Below are 14,862 nucleotides of genomic sequence, written 5' to 3' on the forward strand. Positions count from 1 at the left end.
GCAGACAGACTATGTTTAATAAAAATAAAGTAAAATTAGGAATCGCACCCATTGCATGGACCAATGATGACCTTCCGGACCTGGGAAAAGAAAATACCTTTGAGCAGTGCGTCAGCGAGATGGCACTGGCAGGCTTCACAGGTTCTGAGGTTGGAAATAAATACCCCAAAGACCCGGAAGTGCTGAGAGAAGCCCTGGAGCTTCGCGGTATGGAGATCTGCAACCAGTGGTTCTCCTCCTTTCTGATCACAAAGCCCTTTGAAGAGGTGGAGAAGGAATTCCGCGCACAGCTTGCGTTCTTAAAGGCAATGGGCGCTAAGATCATCGGTGCATCCGAACAGAGCCACAGCGTACAGGGCATGCAGGACACCCCCATTTTCGGTCACAAATACGTGATGAATGACCAGGAGTGGGAGACCTTCTGTACAGGTATGAACAGACTGGGTAAGATCGCGAAGGAAGAGTACGGGATCAGCCTGACCTTCCATCACCACATGGGAACCGTGGTGCAGAACCCGGACGAGGTGGAGAGAATGATGGAAAATACAGACCCGGAATATGTGAGCCTGTTATTTGATACCGGCCATTTCACCTACTGCGGGGCAGACCCTCTTGAGATGGTGAAAAAATATGTGGGCAGGATCAAACACGTACATTTAAAGGATATCCGTCCGGAAGTGGTGGAGAAGGTAAAGAAAGAGAATTTAAGTTTTCTGGAAGGCGTGCGCTTGGGCGCGTTCACAGTACCGGGAGACGGATGCATAGACTTTGAGCCAATCTTCCAGGTGCTGGAAGAGGCAGGATATGAAGGCTATATGCTGGTAGAGGCAGAGCAGGACCCTGCAAAAGCCAATCCGCTTAAGTATGCCATCAAGGCAAGAAAATTCATTGCTGAGAAGACAGGCTTATAAAATTGTTACCTCTATGGTATGTCAGCAGAGAAAATACAAAGCGTGTTCTCTGCTGCAGATAATTGAAAATATTGAAAACAGCCGAAGGTACCGGTTCCGGATGGAGCCTGTGCCTTCGGCTGTTTTGTATAAAAAAACACATTGCTTTTATGCCAGGTGGACAGAGATGTCGTATTCCCGGCAGTAATCCTCATATTCCTCCGCCAGCGGCCGGTCCGTGATAATATGCTGCACTTCGTTCAGACGGCAGTAAGTCATAAGTGCAAACTTGCCGAATTTGGTGTGGTCTGAGAGCAGGCAGCGTGTCTGGCTGTTCTGAATGACCGCTTTTTTAACCGCATACTCTTCCGCGGAGGCATTTGTCAGGCCGTTTTCAATGGTCACGCCTGTGGAGGCCATGAACGCTTTGGTTATATTGAAGGTACGCAGATATCCCGGAATCTCACTTCCTACAAAGGAGAGGGTGTCCCTGTTCAGGATTCCCGGCAGGGAAATAACCTGGAGATTGGGATAGGGGACTGCGCGGATATAAATCTGCAGGCTGTTTGTTATGATCGTGCAGTTTAAATGGGACAGGGAATCCACCATATTGAGGCAGGTAGTTCCCGTATCAATATAGATCACATCCCCGTTCTCCACAAAGGAGGCAGCTTTTTTTGATATGGCATCTTTTTCTGCGCTCAGCACAGTATGGCGCTGTTCATAGGGCAGCAGACGTGTATCTGAGGCCTGCTGCGTGCTGACCACGCCGCCGTATACCTTTTCTACAGTACCCTTTTTCACAAGGTCATCAATATCCCTTCGGATCGTGTTTTTAGATACATTAAATTTTTCGCACAGGGTATCCAGGGACACGGATTTTTCCTGTTCAATGAAAGTCTCTATTAAATCAATTCGTTTTGTACGCATAAAAATATCCTTTCCCGGAAGTCTGTAACCATTCAGACAAGCTGACCTGTCTGAGCGGTTACGGAGGTCTGGCATCGCGCGGCACAGGGCCTGCAGTAAGCGGTTTCCAATATGTTTTGGTATAAGTATAGTATATTTTGGGTAAATTGTGAAGGGCTTAATGAAATAAATACAAAAAATCATCAAAAACTATTGACTAAGTACCCAAAAGGTGATACTTTAAATGCAAAGAGATAACCAATATATAACAAAGAGTTTATCAAAAGAGGAAGGAAAGCTATCATGACAGGAAAAGCAAATTCTAAAACAAAATATCTGATACTGATATTTGGTGCCTTTGCAGTATTTTTTACAGGGTATCCCCATATCTGGTCCATTTACCAGCCCTACGCCATGGAACTGACAGGCTGGAGCCAGAGTCAGGCGTCCATGTGTTTCTACCTGTACTTTGTCACATTTGTGCTGGGTAATATTTTCGGAGGACGTATCCAGGATAAATACAGCCCCAGGATCGCGGTGATCTGCGGCGGAGGAATATTTACCGTGAGTGTTTTGTTATGCGCACTGGCGCTTCGTCCGTCACCTCTGATGATGTATTTTACATATGGAATTTTACAGGGATTCGGACAGGGTATGATCTATACGACCATTATCTCTACCGCGCAGAAATGGTTCCCGGGAAGAACCGGTTTTGCATCCGGGGTGATTGTTACAGCCAATGGATTGTTCGGATTTTTCATGGCACCGTTTTCAAGAGCGCTGCTTTCCAGCCAGGGAATCAAAGTTACCTTCCTTGTGATTGGTGTTATGATAGGAATCTCCTGGATCTTCGCAAGCATTTTCATTAAAAATCCGGAGAATGCCAATAAGGCCGGGGGGAATATAATTCACAGATATGATGGAAAACAATATTCCTCCATGGAAATGATCAAGACAAAGAAATTTTACTTTCTTCTGGCAACCATGCTGTTCGGGCTGATACCATACCTAATCTTGTCACCGCTGTCCCAGACAGTCCAGATGGACAGGGGAATCGCATCCACAGTGGCAGTAGCAGCAGTCATGGCAGGCTCTGTGTTCAATGCGGGAACTCGTCTGGCACTTCCCACAGCAGCGGATAAAGTGGGCAGGATCATCTGCCTGAAGGTGGTTTTAGTGGTGGCAGCAGCAGCTATGATTCTCCTGGTGATCGCACCGGCAGCAGTCACAACCGTCTGTGTGGTTCTCGTATACGCATGCTACGGCGGTATCATGGGAAGTTTCCCTTCACTGACCAGCAACATTTTCGGCATGGAGCATTCCGGTGAGAATTACGGCTATGTAATGCTGGGAATCGCGGTTGCCACTTTAGGGGCACCGGCGATCACAAACACAGTCCTGGGACGTGGATATGACATCAACGTGGTATTTACCATCGGAGCAGTATGCGCAGCGATTTCCTTCCTGTTCCTGCTTCTTCTGGAGAGAGAAATAAAAAGGGAAAAATGCAGCCAGTCAAAGATCACATCGCCAAAAGCGATCCAAGGAAATTGAACCGATAACTATTCAGCCAGCTGAATAGTTACGGGTATTCGCCCATTAAAAATCGCTTCGCGATGGGGCGAATACCTGCCGCCACTACTCTTTTGCACGGTCAGCGCAGTAAATGCGCAGACCTGACTGAACAGTTACCTGAACCGATACAAATAAAGAATGAGATAAAGGAGAAAAATCATTATGGCACTGGTAAAAATGAAAACATTACTGGAAAACGCAGCAAAAAACAACAGGGGATGCGGTGCATTCAGTGTAGGCAATATGGAAATGGTAAAAGGAGCCATCCGGGCAGCAGAGGAGCTTGATACTCCTATCATCTTACAGATTGCAGAAGTACGTCTGAAACATTCCCCCCTTGACCTGATGGGTCCTATGATGGTGCAGGCGGCAAAATCAGCTAAGGTGGATGTGGCAGTGCATCTGGACCACGGCCTTACTTTTGAGACGGTTCAGAGAGCGCTGGAGCTTGGTTTTACATCCGTAATGCTGGATGCCTCCACACTTCCTTTTGAAGAAAACATTGCAAATACCAGAAAAGTTGTGGAACTGGCAGCAGAGTACGGTGCTACAGTGGAGGCCGAACTGGGCCTGGTAGGCGGCAGTGAGGACGGAAGCTGTGACCATGGTATCCGCTGTACTGACCCGGATGACGCCAAAGTATTTGCAGAGAAGACAGGCATTGACGCCCTTGCCGTGGCGATCGGCAACGCGCATGGAAATTATCCGGTGGCTCCGAAGCTGGCCTTTGATGTGCTGGAGCAGATACATAATAAAGTGGATATTCCCCTGGTGCTTCACGGCGGCAGCGGCATCACGGATTCTGATTTCCAGAGAGCAATCTCCCTTGGTATCAGGAAAGTAAACATTGCGACTGCAAGCTTTAACTGCCTGACAAAGAAAGTGGAGGAGTACATTGCCTCAGAGGGAAAACACAATTACTTTGACCTGAACGAGGCTATGGTGCAGGGGACATATGAGAATGTAAAACGTCATATTCTGGTATTCAACACACCATACGAATGCCTGTCTGAAAATTCATTCCGGGCACAGTAAGAACAATGACCGGACAGCAGTGTACGCTGCTGTCCGGTATTTTAAAACAAAAATGGGGGAATAGTGGTTTACATAAAGCAGTAACAAAGGGAGCGAGGGAGAGATTATGAGAGAGAATAAAACCAGTGCAAAGACAAAATATCTGATACTGATCTTCGGTGCCTTTGCCATATTTTTTACAGGGTATCCGCATATATGGTCCATATACCAGCCCTACGCCATGGAGCTGACAGGCTGGAGCCAGAGTCAGGCCAGTATGGGATTCTATTTAAGCTTTCTGGCATTTGTACCGGGAAATATTATCGGGGGAAGGATTCAGGACAGATCAAACCCCAGGATCGTGGTGGCTGTGGGAGGCGGGATATTCGCGGCGGGGATTCTGCTGTCCGCTTTTTCCATGCGGCAGTCACCGGTTATGCTGTATCTGACATATGGGATCATGCAGGGATTTGGGCAGGGCATGATATATACCACCATTATATCCACAGCCCAGAAATGGTTTCCTGACAGGACAGGCTTTGCGTCAGGGGTTATCGTGACAGCAAACGGCCTCTGCGGATTTTTTCTGGCTCCGCTTTCCAGAGTGCTGCTGGCAGAGCGGGGCATTCAGTTTACCCTGCTGACGATCGGTTCCGTACTGGCGCTGGCCTGGATACTGGCAAGCATTTTTATCAGAAATCCGGAGAAACGGGATCTTGGATCTGGCGGAGGAAAAGAGTCTGCTGCTGCGCTCTATGAGGGACGCCAGTATTCATCAGGGGAGATGCTGCGGACAAAGAAATTCTATTATTTGCTGGCAGTCATGCTGTTTGGGCTGATCCCCTATCTGATCCTTTCACCTCTGTCCCAGACCGTCCAGATGGACAGGGGCATAGCTTCAGGCATAGCCGTCACTTCGGTCATGGCGGGTTCCGTCTGCAACGCAGCTGCCAGGCTTCTTCTGCCCACTGCCGCAGATAAGGTGGGGCGTACCATCTGTCTGAAAGGGGTATTGGCTTTCATAGTCCTTGCCATGGTCCTTCTGATCACAGCTCCGGCACCGATGACTACGGTGTGCGTGGTGCTGATGTATGCCTGCTACGGCGGCATTATGGGAAGTTTTCCCTCCCTGGCAAGTTCTATTTTCGGTATGAAGCATTCCGGGGAGAATTACGGGTATGTCATGTTTGGAATTATTGTGGCAACCTTAAGCGCCCCTGCCGTCACCAATTCCGTGCTGGGTGCAGGCATGGATATCAATGTGGTATTTGCCATAGGTGCGCTGTGCGGGGCTGCGGCTCTTGGATTTTTACTGCTTCTTGAGAGAGAGTTAAAGAAAGAGACAGCTGTGCAGATACAGCCGGAAATAGAATAAAGACAGAGTGAAAAAGGTCCGGTTTATATTCCGGGCCTTTTCTGTGTTCTGTATTCCTTGGGGGTCATGCCTGTATATTCCCGAAAGACCTTGTTAAAATAAGAGGGGGAGGAGAAACCCACAAATTCAGAAATTTTATTGATGCTCAGATTGGAGGTGATGAGCATCTTTTTTGCGTTGTCAATCCTGATCTGTATGATGGCCTTGTTTGGGGTGATTCCGTATTCCCTTTTCAGGCACCGTATGATATGTACCGGATGAAAATTAAAATAATCTGCTATACTTTCCAGGGTAAGCTGTGTGTGGAAATTCTGAAGGATGTATTCCATAATATTAGCAGCCAGAAGTTCTGAGGAGTTACGCTGGGGCTGAAACACCTGTACAAAGCTCAGAAGCCGGAAAAACAGCTCCTGGCATTCCAGAGGTGATAAAAGTGCCTGATCCTGGGTCTCTTTCTGCTGGTATTTGTCTATGTTGGCAGATATTAATTTCGAGAATATGGATGTAAATTCACTGCTCTCCAGCGGTGTCATTTTTTTATAAAGGGGGAGTGTAAGTGTGCTCTTCCGATCCGTATATGTACTCAGTGATTTCCGCTCTTCTTTCACCAGATGAAATTCTTCGGAGTAATGATATTCTCCCACACTTCTGAAATGAAGCCAGTCAAATTTTGTTTTTTCCGTCACCTTTTTGTGTCCGTAATGGGTGGAATCCGGTTTTAAAATAATCAGTTCGTTTTCCCTGAGATGATACGAGGCGTCTCCGTCTGTAATATAAAGTTCTCCGTATTCGATAAAGATCAGGTCAAAGATCCCAATGTTGCTGCGTCTCCCGTGTGCGTCCCCGGGGCGGTAGAGGGCAGACCCTGCAATGATGAAGTGCGGGTAAGGGGGAGTAGAAAAGTTCACATATTCCATGACGGCCTCCTGTCTTATATGTTTATATTTTAATATGATTATAAACGGATATTTGCTGTAAATCAACTAAAAATTAGAAAATATATTTCGTTATATGTTAAATTATTACAATTTTATGCTGTTAATATTTTACTATTTTAGGTAAAGAATATGAATTTACTTATAGAAAGAGCTTTTGTATAATATACCCAAGATATCGGCCCGATACCACGTAAAACATATCAAAATGCATAATGATGCAGAAGTTGAGGTCTGCGTCCAAGGAGGAAAATTATGAAAACAGGAAACATGAAGAAATGGGCAGCCCTTTCCATGACATCTCTTATGGCAGTTTCCATGCTGGCAGGCTGCGGCGGTGACAGGAATTCCGGTGAGAAAAAAGACAAGGAGACAGCTTCCGAAAAGTTGGAGATCGTTGTGTGGACACGTGATTCCACAGTAGCGGCTGTAAAAAGCGCTGCAGAAAAATACAATGAGCAGAACGAAAACGTGGAAGTGAAAGTAGTGGAGCAGCCCGCATCCCAGATGGCAGACCAGCTCTCCCTGGCGCTGTCCTCAGGCGAGGCGCCGGATATCGTCTCCCTGGACTGCACAAAGGTTCCCTACTTTGCATCTATAGGAGCCTTTGCTGATATTTCTGATAAGTACGAGGCTCTGGATTATAAGGATACCTTCAGTGAAGGTATGATAAAGTCAGGACAGCTTGAAGGCAAGACCTATGCAGTGCCCTTTGCGCCGGACGTTTCCGTACTTCTGTACAACAAAGACCATTATCAGGAGGCCGGTCTTGACCCGGAAACACCGCCCAAGACCTGGGATGAGCTGATCGCTGATTCCCAGAAACTGACCACAGCGGACCGATACGGCTATGTCTATGCCGGAGGTGACGCGGGGGGCCATATGTTTACCTTCATGCCCTATGTATGGAACAACGGAGGGGAAGTGCTCTCAGAAGACGGGAAGACATGTGAGCTGGATTCCGAAAATGCAGTCGCAGCCCTTTCCATGTTCAATGATCTGACAAATACCTATAAAGTAACGCCTCCCAGTGTTACCACATACTCCTGGAATGAGGCACAGGATGCATTCCTCACAGGAAAAGCCAGCCAGGTAGTGCTGGGCAGTGCAGCTATTTATTCTTTCATAAGCGGTGAACACGATGATATGAACTGGGGCGCCTGTCTTCTTCCAAAGGGACCGGAGGGCACAGAGTATGCGTCTTTCTCCGGCGGGGATTCCATCGGCATTACCTCCCAGTGCAAAGATGTGGACGCAGCCTGGGAATTCATACAGTTTGGCCTGTCAAAGGAAGTACAGGTGGACGAGCTGGCAAAAGGCGGTCTGCTCCCTGCAAGAAGCGATTTCTTTGACAACGAATATTTCAATGATACACCGGAATACCAGGTGCTGAAAGAGGCGCTGGAGGTAGGACATACCCCGGTATCTCTGAAATACGATGAGATGTATGTGCCCATTCTGGAGGCTATGCAGACCTGTCTGAACGGGGAGAAGACACCGGAACAGGCATTTGGGGATGCTGCGGAGGCTATCAATAAAATTATGCAGTGACAACAAGAGGGGGCCTGCCTGCAGGCGCCCCTCCATAAAGTAAGGAGAAACTGATGAAGAGAAGACATAAAAAGAAAATACCGCTGGTATCCTATTTGTTCATACTCCCGGCACTGATATTGAATCTCATGTTTTTTGTATTTCCATTTCTCCAGTCACTGCTCATGTCATTTTACGACTGGCCGGTGCTGGGGGAGAAAACGTTTGTCTTTCTGGATAATTATATAAAACTGTTTCAGGATGCCCAGTTTTGGAATTCATTGCTGTTCACCATGAAATACGCGGTCTTTGTGACCCCGTGCCTGTTTATTCTGGCTTTTATCCTGGCACTTCTGATCAATGGGGCATTTAAGGGTGTGAATTTGTTCCGTTCCCTGTATTTTGCTCCGGTGGTCATATCCATGACATGCTGCAGTATGGTATGGCTCTGGATCTACAATGATCTGTACGGTGTGCTGAATTACCTTCTCCAGACACTGGGAATCATACAGGACCCTATCCTGTGGATGAATTCGGCTAAGACATCCCTGCCCGCCGTGATATTTATGGTCACCTGGAAGATGGCGGGATTTTCCATGCTGATCATTCTGGCGGCATTCCAGTCCGTAGATGAACAGATCTACGAGGCTGCAAGTGTGGATGGGGCCAATAAAGTAAAGCAGTTTTTCAGGATCACTCTGCCGATCATCAAGCCGCATGCGGCTCTGGCACTGATTTTGTCGGTCATCGGCTCCGTACTGGCATTTGAGCAGTTCCTGATCATGACAAAAGGCGGTCCTGCGCAGGATACCACAACCATTGTCCATTACATATACAATACGTCATTTAAGTATTTTAAGATGGGATATGGATCTGCCATGACAATGATTCTGCTGCTTGTGCTCGGTGTTCTGAGTTATTTTGAAAATAAGGTCCTGCAGGACCCCACGAAATAGAGGAGAAAGTATGAAGAGAGTGACGAAAAAAACTTGGATGAATACAGTTCTGGCAGTCATCTTTTTCCTGCCGCTGTACTGGACGGTGGTGACGTCTCTGAAGGACAAGACAGAGATATACGGAACACCGCCCACATTGATTCCAAAGCATCCGACCTTGGCTAATTATATCAAGATATTTACCCTGGATGATGGTCTGTACAGAGGATATCTGCTGAATTCCTTTGTCATTACCGCGATCACGATTTTACTGGTGGTCTTTGTCAGCGTGCTGGCCGGGTATGGGTTCTCAAAGCTGCAGTTAAAGGGAAAGGGGCTTTTCATGGCCTGTATTCTGGCGGCGATCATGATCCCTTTCCAGGCACTGCTGAATCCGCTGTACTCCATCATGTCAAAGCTGCATCTTTTAAATACGATTCCGAGTATGGTGCTGATCTACGCCACCTTCCAGTCACCGTTCTGTATTTATATGATGAAAAACGCCTTTGACATGGTGCCGGACAGTCTGCTGGAGTCTGCAAAACTGGACGGTGCGGGGGCGTTCTCCGTGTTTTCCAACATATGTCTGCCGCTGACCTGGTCATCTGTGGCGACCATTGCCGTTTATGCGGCGTATACCACATGGAACGACTATCTGATCGCGCTGGTATTTGCCAACAGCAATTCCATTAAGACGTTTAATGTGGGACTTACCAATCTGGCGATCGGCCAGTACGGTACGGACTGGGGACTTCTGACATCCAGTTCCATTATAGGCCTGATGCCTATCCTGATCCTGTTCGTATTCCTGCAGAAATATTTTATCAAGGGAATGCTGAGCGGAGCACTAAAATAAAAGGCACCCTGGAGGAACTATTATGAGCAATAAAAATGAGAAAAGATTACATACATTTTCCATCCCGGAAGTGAAACCGGAGGGATGGCTGAAACGACAGCTGGAAATTCAGATGCAGGGACTTACGGGAAAACTGTTTGACATCTGGGACAGTGTGGGCAGTTATTCCGGCTGGCTGGGCGGTACAGGAGAAAATTGGGAGAGAGCGCCTTACTACCTGGACGGGCTTCTGCCGCTCTCCTGTTATCTGGAGGACAAAGAACACTGGGACATTGCCTGCAGGTTTGTGGAATGGACTCTGGGCAGCCAGGATGAGGAGGGAAACTTCGGTCCTGTAGCCAGTAAGGAGGACTACTGGTCCAGATTTGTCATGCTGAAGGTCCTGATCCAATACTATGAGATCAAAAAAGACAGCAGGGTACTTCCGTTTTTTGACAGGTATTTTCAGTATCTATATAAAAAGATACCCCAGGTGCCTATGAAACAGTGGTCAAGCGCCAGAATAGGGGATTTGCTGTACTGTATCCAGTGGTACTGCGAACGGGAAGAGAGAAGCTATATTCCGGCGCTTGTGGAAATGCTCAGGAAACAGGCTCTTGACTGGGTGGATATTTTTACTGATTTTCCTTTTACAAGGCCTGCGGGTTATTATTATGACTGGAATAAGGAATACAGCCATTTTTCATGGGAAGATTATCATGACACTATGAAATACCACGCAAACCATATCGTAAATGTGACCATGGGATTTAAATACCCTGCAATGCTGTCCTATTTCTTCGATGACCTGGACTATGAGGCAGTTTCACTGGCAGGGATGGAGAGTGCTGATAAATATCACGGGGTCGCAAGCGGTGCCGTCAACGGGGATGAGCATTTAAGCGGAAACAATCCCTCCCAGGGAGCAGAACTCTGCTCAATAGTGGAATATATGTTCAGCCTGCAGACCATGCTGGAGGCCTTCGGACTTCCCTGTTTTGCGGATAAAATGGAGCGTCTTGCCTACAATGCGCTGCCGGCTACCATTACAGAGGATTTCATGGCACATCAGTATGTGCAGCAGGCAAATCAGGTGCTTGTGAGCAAAGCAAAGCGGAACTGGTTCAATAACAATGAGGAATCCAATATGTTCGGTCTGGAACCGAATTTCGGCTGCTGTACAGCCAACATGCATCAGGGATGGCCGAAATTCGTGAAGAGCCTGTGGTACAGGGAAAGTGACTCGGAAGTGGTCTCTATGGTATTTGCCCCCTGCAGGCTGGAGACGGAGGCTGAGGGAAAGAAACTGTGTATCAGGGAGGAGACAGAGTATCCTTTTAAAGAAAAAATCACGTACCATGTGGAGGAGGCTTCCCATGACGGGCTGGAATTTAAGATCAGGATCCCGGGATGGTGCAGTGCCTGTAAAATATACAAGAACGGAATCTGTGTCAAAGAAGTGAAGAACAGAGAAAAGACAGGAGATGTGGCATCTGTCTGCAGAGGAATCCGTACAGGGGACAAGATCGAAGCGGAGTTTTCCATGGAGATTGAAACATCTCATTGGTTCCATAACAGCGTGGCAGTTGAGAGAGGCCCCCTGGTGTATGCGCTGGACATGAAGGAGAGATGGGAGGCAGTCAGAGAAGTGGCAGGTGTCAGAGATTATGAGGTCTACCCTGAAAGTGACTGGAATTATGCACTGGAAGAGAATCCTTCCTTTGAAATGCAGGCAGGCTGCGTGGGAGTGGTCCCGTTTTCCAAGGAGCACCCTCCAATCCGCCTGAAGACCAGGGGACGCAGACTTGACTCCTGGAAATTGGAGGATAACAGCGCAGGGACGCTTCCCGTCAGTCCGATCAGTCCGGACGGGACAGAGGAGGAAATCACCCTGATCCCTTATGGCTGTACCAAGCTGAGGGTCACACAATTTCCATGGTACAAAAAAGAGGATAAGTAAATGCACCTCAGAGAGAAACTGAAATTCTACGCAGAGAAATTTTCCGCCCGGGATGATGAGCCTCATGGACAGGAAATTGACAATAAACACGCCGCGGTCTGGATGGGGGAGCACATCCCCCTGCTGGACTGTCAGGACCCGGTCCTTGAGGAAATCTATTATTTCCGCTGGTGGGTCTACCGGAAACATATCAAAAAGACCCCGGAAGGCTATATCCTCACAGAATTTCTTCCCCAAGTCCCCTGGTCAGGGCCCTATAACGGCATATCCTGCGCGGCAGGCCATCATCTTATGGAAGGGCGCTGGCTACGGGGCAGTGATACATATCTGAGGGATTACTGTGTGTACTGGTTCCTGGGAAGCGGCAGGGAGCATGAACAGGATTACAGCAACTGGCTGATCCACGCTGTTTACCGGTTCACCAGGACAACCGGAAATTATGATCTGGCATCAGAGCTGTTTCCCTATATGGAAGACAGTTATAAAAGGTGGAAGATAAAAAGTCTGCACAGATGCGGATTGTTCTGGTCTTCAGACAACAGGGACGGTATGGAATATTCAGCAGGCGGGAACGGCATCCGGCTCACCTTAAATTCCTATATGGCAGCAGCAGCCTCTGCCCTCTCTCGGATAGCAGGGTGGAAGGGGAACAAATCCGCTGAGGAAAGATATCAGCGAGAGGCAGAATCCATCTGGCGCAGAATGCAGACCATGCTCTGGAGGCCGGAACTGAACTTCTACAGGGGAATCCGGGTGCAGGAGAAAACAGGGACGCCGGGAGAGATGGCGGAGATGGATGAGATAACCGGCTATCTCCCCTGGTATTTTGGGCTGCCTTTTCAGTTTGAGGGGGATGCGCAGGTAAAGCGCATGGGGGCGGCTTTTTCCAGGCTTTTTGACCGGGAATGCTTTTATGCACCCTATGGGCCGTCCACCTGCAGCCGGTATCCCGGATTCCTGGAAAAAAAGGCTGTGCATCCCTGTCTGTGGAATGGCTGGTCCTGGCCTTTTTCTACATCGCAGACTTTGACGGCAGCAGCGGAGTATCTGCAGAAGAACCGGGAGAAAAGAGGAAATACCGAATTTGGAAGAAGAGAATACGGGGAACTGCTCCTTTTGTATGCCGGTTCCCATTACAGAACAGACAGGTACGGAAGAAAGTCCTGCTGGATCGATGAAAATCTCCATCCCGACACCGGAGAGTGGGAGGCGCGCAGGTTTTTGAAGGAACAGGGATTTCCGCAGGAAGCAGGGGGATACGAGAGGGGAAAGGATTACAATCATTCAACCTTCTGTGACCTGATCATCAGCGGCGCGGCGGGGATCCATATGTATGAGGACGGAAGGCTTACGGTGACACCTCTTTTGGACCATAGATGGAAGTATTTCAAACTGGAGGATGTTCCGGCAGGCGGTCATCTTGTGACGGTCCAATATGATAAAACGGGGGAGCGATATGGCAGCGGGCCGGGGTTTCAGATATACGCGGACGGCAGACTGCAGGCGGGATTTGATTCTGTACCGGAATCTGTCACCTGCATTTTATAATAGAAAATAATGGAAGGAAAATAAGGCGGAAGGAACGCATCACCTGCGTTCCTTCCGCCTTATTTTTCCTCTTCTTCTCTCTCCATAAAATCTCTGTGTTCTTCCTCCAGCTCTTTTACAAGATGTGCGAATGTCCAGAAGCAGTTCTGGGATGTGAGGACTGCTTTTAAGGCAACGGATGGAAGTTCCCCGTTCTTCATCATGCGAAGAAGGTGGTTCAGGTTATCGTCAGTGAAATTGCACATAACCATAACATCCACAGGAATAGAAGGAAGGTTTTCCAGCACGGATATTTTCCGCTGCGGAAAGCCTTTGATTTTGGCCAGATATCCCACAGTCTGAAGCACATTCTGCGGGAGAATGGGAGTAAAGTCGAATCCCATTCGGCGTGCTGCTTTTTCCAACACTTTTCCTTTTTCCGTCTGCCCATTGTTATAGTATAAGATATTGGGTCTGCGAATCATAACAATCCCTCCAGGCAGTTTTCATATTTTCATCATATACTATAAGTTATGAATTTTCAACGGGGTTCTTACATCTTTTGTAAATATTAAGGAAGCAGATAAAAGGCTACGTTTGAGGGAATCATAAGGAGCAATTTACGAAAACATAAGAAGATGGTAGAATAAGAGGAGTAAAAAAAGAGGATGGAGAGATGCCAAATGAATGGACTGGAGAAGTATGAAAAAATCCTGAAACAGAGCTGTCTGTTCCGGCAAAAGGACGCAGAGGAGCTGCAGGAACTGGGCAGGCTTCTTGGGGGAAAGATACAGGATTACGGAAAAGGGCAGCAGTTACTGCATGAGGGAGACACGATCGGACAGCTCGGAATCGTGCTGGAGGGGGAAGTGCGGATCGTCCGGATCGATATGGATGGAAATGAAAGGCTTTTTCAGAAACTGATTCCCTCCTATATGCTGGGGGCTGATATTGTCTGCACGCCCAGCCGTCAAAGCCCATATTCCGCTTACTGCAGCCAGGATGCGAAAGTGTGGTTTTTTGACTGGATGCCGGGACATGAAAAATGGGAGGAGGAGCTGGAACGGAGACTGATGGAATTTATAGCCAACGAAAACGTCAGAAAATTTTACAGGATTGATATCCTCTCCACAAAAAGTGTGCGCAGAAGGGTACTGAAATACCTGCGCATACAATGCCGGAAGACAGGGAGTAATACGGTGGAGATTCCCTATTCCAGGGAGGAATTGGCAAATTATCTGTGTGTAAACCGCAGCGTGCTCTCCGACGAACTGGGCAGAATGCAGGAGGAGGGAATCATCACCTTCCGCAAAAACCGTTTTACACTCTGCAAAGGGGGATCGTGACGCCCGGTTAACGGAATCCCTGCCGCCGCTG

Annotated in this window: 13 protein-coding genes; 10 read left to right on the top strand and 3 right to left on the bottom strand. The window is 47.9% G+C overall.

Annotated features, from left to right (window positions below):
- Positions 1 to 11: 11 nt before the first annotated feature.
- Positions 12 to 911 carry a myo-inosose-2 dehydratase gene (gene iolE, locus MUB35_RS02575; protein WP_244805724.1) on the top strand — a complete coding sequence of 300 codons (900 nt, stop codon included), beginning with the start codon at positions 12 to 14 and terminating at the stop codon, positions 909 to 911.
- A 147-nt stretch (positions 912 to 1,058) separates the two neighbouring features.
- On the opposite strand, the gene MUB35_RS02580 is transcribed toward iolE, so the two are convergent.
- The gene (locus MUB35_RS02580; protein ID WP_033144203.1) at positions 1,059 to 1,820 is read right to left on the bottom strand and encodes a DeoR/GlpR family DNA-binding transcription regulator; all 762 of its coding nucleotides are present in this window, start codon (positions 1,818 to 1,820) and stop codon (positions 1,059 to 1,061) included.
- Positions 1,821 to 2,102: 282 nt separating this feature from the next.
- Here MUB35_RS02580 and MUB35_RS02585 point away from each other — a divergent pair, with 282 nt between their 5' ends.
- The 3 genes from MUB35_RS02585 to MUB35_RS02595 all read left to right on the top strand — a co-directional run bounded on the left by MUB35_RS02585 (position 2,103) and on the right by MUB35_RS02595 (position 5,763).
- The gene (locus MUB35_RS02585; RefSeq protein ID WP_243128804.1) at positions 2,103 to 3,353 is read left to right on the top strand and encodes an MFS transporter; all 1,251 of its coding nucleotides are present in this window, start codon (positions 2,103 to 2,105) and stop codon (positions 3,351 to 3,353) included.
- Positions 3,354 to 3,536: 183 nt separating this feature from the next.
- Positions 3,537 to 4,409, top strand: a complete 873-nt coding sequence (locus MUB35_RS02590; protein WP_033143087.1) for a class II fructose-bisphosphate aldolase — start codon at positions 3,537 to 3,539, stop codon at positions 4,407 to 4,409.
- Positions 4,410 to 4,515: 106 nt separating this feature from the next.
- Positions 4,516 to 5,763: an MFS transporter gene (locus tag MUB35_RS02595; RefSeq protein ID WP_033143088.1), complete on the top strand. Its 1,248-nt coding sequence runs from the start codon at positions 4,516 to 4,518 to the stop codon at positions 5,761 to 5,763.
- A gap of 23 nt (positions 5,764 to 5,786) precedes the next feature.
- Here MUB35_RS02595 and MUB35_RS02600 read toward each other — a convergent pair whose 3' ends face one another.
- Positions 5,787 to 6,680 (bottom strand): AraC family transcriptional regulator, encoded by an 894-nt coding sequence (locus MUB35_RS02600; RefSeq protein WP_033143089.1) that lies wholly within the window; start codon positions 6,678 to 6,680, stop codon positions 5,787 to 5,789.
- Positions 6,681 to 6,953: 273 nt separating this feature from the next.
- Between MUB35_RS02600 and MUB35_RS02605 the strand changes: the two genes are divergently transcribed.
- Genes MUB35_RS02605 through MUB35_RS02625 form a run of 5 tightly spaced genes read left to right on the top strand, consistent with a single transcriptional unit; the run spans position 6,954 to position 13,506 of the window.
- Positions 6,954 to 8,249, top strand: a complete 1,296-nt coding sequence (locus tag MUB35_RS02605) for an ABC transporter substrate-binding protein (RefSeq protein WP_244805725.1) — start codon at positions 6,954 to 6,956, stop codon at positions 8,247 to 8,249.
- Between the two features lie 53 nt (positions 8,250 to 8,302).
- Entirely contained in the window at positions 8,303 to 9,184 is an 882-nt protein-coding gene (locus tag MUB35_RS02610) for a carbohydrate ABC transporter permease (RefSeq protein ID WP_033143091.1), read from the top strand.
- A 10-nt stretch (positions 9,185 to 9,194) separates the two neighbouring features.
- Entirely contained in the window at positions 9,195 to 10,019 is an 825-nt protein-coding gene (locus MUB35_RS02615) for a carbohydrate ABC transporter permease (protein ID WP_103731813.1), read from the top strand.
- A gap of 22 nt (positions 10,020 to 10,041) precedes the next feature.
- On the top strand, positions 10,042 to 11,958 hold the full coding sequence (locus tag MUB35_RS02620) for a beta-L-arabinofuranosidase domain-containing protein (protein ID WP_054352802.1): 1,917 nt from the start codon (positions 10,042 to 10,044) through the stop codon (positions 11,956 to 11,958).
- Complete coding sequence (locus tag MUB35_RS02625; RefSeq protein ID WP_244805726.1) at positions 11,959 to 13,506, top strand: MGH1-like glycoside hydrolase domain-containing protein; 1,548 nt, start codon at positions 11,959 to 11,961, stop codon at positions 13,504 to 13,506.
- Between the two features lie 59 nt (positions 13,507 to 13,565).
- Here the strand turns inward: MUB35_RS02625 and MUB35_RS02630 are convergent, their stop codons facing one another.
- Positions 13,566 to 13,970 carry a DUF3783 domain-containing protein gene (locus MUB35_RS02630; RefSeq protein ID WP_052099662.1) on the bottom strand — a complete coding sequence of 135 codons (405 nt, stop codon included), beginning with the start codon at positions 13,968 to 13,970 and terminating at the stop codon, positions 13,566 to 13,568.
- 198 nt (positions 13,971 to 14,168) lie between these two features.
- On the opposite strand from MUB35_RS02630, the gene MUB35_RS02635 reads away from it, so the two are divergent.
- Positions 14,169 to 14,831 (top strand): Crp/Fnr family transcriptional regulator, encoded by a 663-nt coding sequence (locus MUB35_RS02635; protein ID WP_227244936.1) that lies wholly within the window; start codon positions 14,169 to 14,171, stop codon positions 14,829 to 14,831.
- Positions 14,832 to 14,862: the final 31 nt, after the last annotated feature.

This window comes from Blautia sp. NSJ-175 (genome assembly GCF_022867815.1).
GTDB classification, from domain to species: Bacteria; Bacillota; Clostridia; order Lachnospirales; family Lachnospiraceae; genus Blautia; species Blautia celeris.

Excerpts from the sequence above, each read along its gene's own strand:
- MUB35_RS02630 (WP_052099662.1), bottom strand. The coding sequence starts at position 13,970 with ATGATTCGCAGACCCAATATCTTATACTATAACAATGGGCAGACGGAA.
- MUB35_RS02605 (WP_244805725.1), top strand. The coding sequence starts at position 6,954 with ATGAAAACAGGAAACATGAAGAAATGGGCAGCCCTTTCCATGACATCT.
- MUB35_RS02595 (WP_033143088.1), top strand. The coding sequence starts at position 4,516 with ATGAGAGAGAATAAAACCAGTGCAAAGACAAAATATCTGATACTGATC.
- MUB35_RS02620 (WP_054352802.1), top strand. The coding sequence starts at position 10,042 with ATGAGCAATAAAAATGAGAAAAGATTACATACATTTTCCATCCCGGAA.
- MUB35_RS02635 (WP_227244936.1), top strand. The coding sequence starts at position 14,169 with ATGAATGGACTGGAGAAGTATGAAAAAATCCTGAAACAGAGCTGTCTG.
- MUB35_RS02625 (WP_244805726.1), top strand. The coding sequence starts at position 11,959 with ATGCACCTCAGAGAGAAACTGAAATTCTACGCAGAGAAATTTTCCGCC.
- MUB35_RS02600 (WP_033143089.1), bottom strand. The coding sequence starts at position 6,680 with ATGGAATATGTGAACTTTTCTACTCCCCCTTACCCGCACTTCATCATT.
- MUB35_RS02615 (WP_103731813.1), top strand. The coding sequence starts at position 9,195 with ATGAAGAGAGTGACGAAAAAAACTTGGATGAATACAGTTCTGGCAGTC.
- MUB35_RS02590 (WP_033143087.1), top strand. The coding sequence starts at position 3,537 with ATGGCACTGGTAAAAATGAAAACATTACTGGAAAACGCAGCAAAAAAC.
- iolE (WP_244805724.1), top strand. The coding sequence starts at position 12 with ATGTTTAATAAAAATAAAGTAAAATTAGGAATCGCACCCATTGCATGG.
- MUB35_RS02610 (WP_033143091.1), top strand. The coding sequence starts at position 8,303 with ATGAAGAGAAGACATAAAAAGAAAATACCGCTGGTATCCTATTTGTTC.
- MUB35_RS02580 (WP_033144203.1), bottom strand. The coding sequence starts at position 1,820 with ATGCGTACAAAACGAATTGATTTAATAGAGACTTTCATTGAACAGGAA.
- MUB35_RS02585 (WP_243128804.1), top strand. The coding sequence starts at position 2,103 with ATGACAGGAAAAGCAAATTCTAAAACAAAATATCTGATACTGATATTT.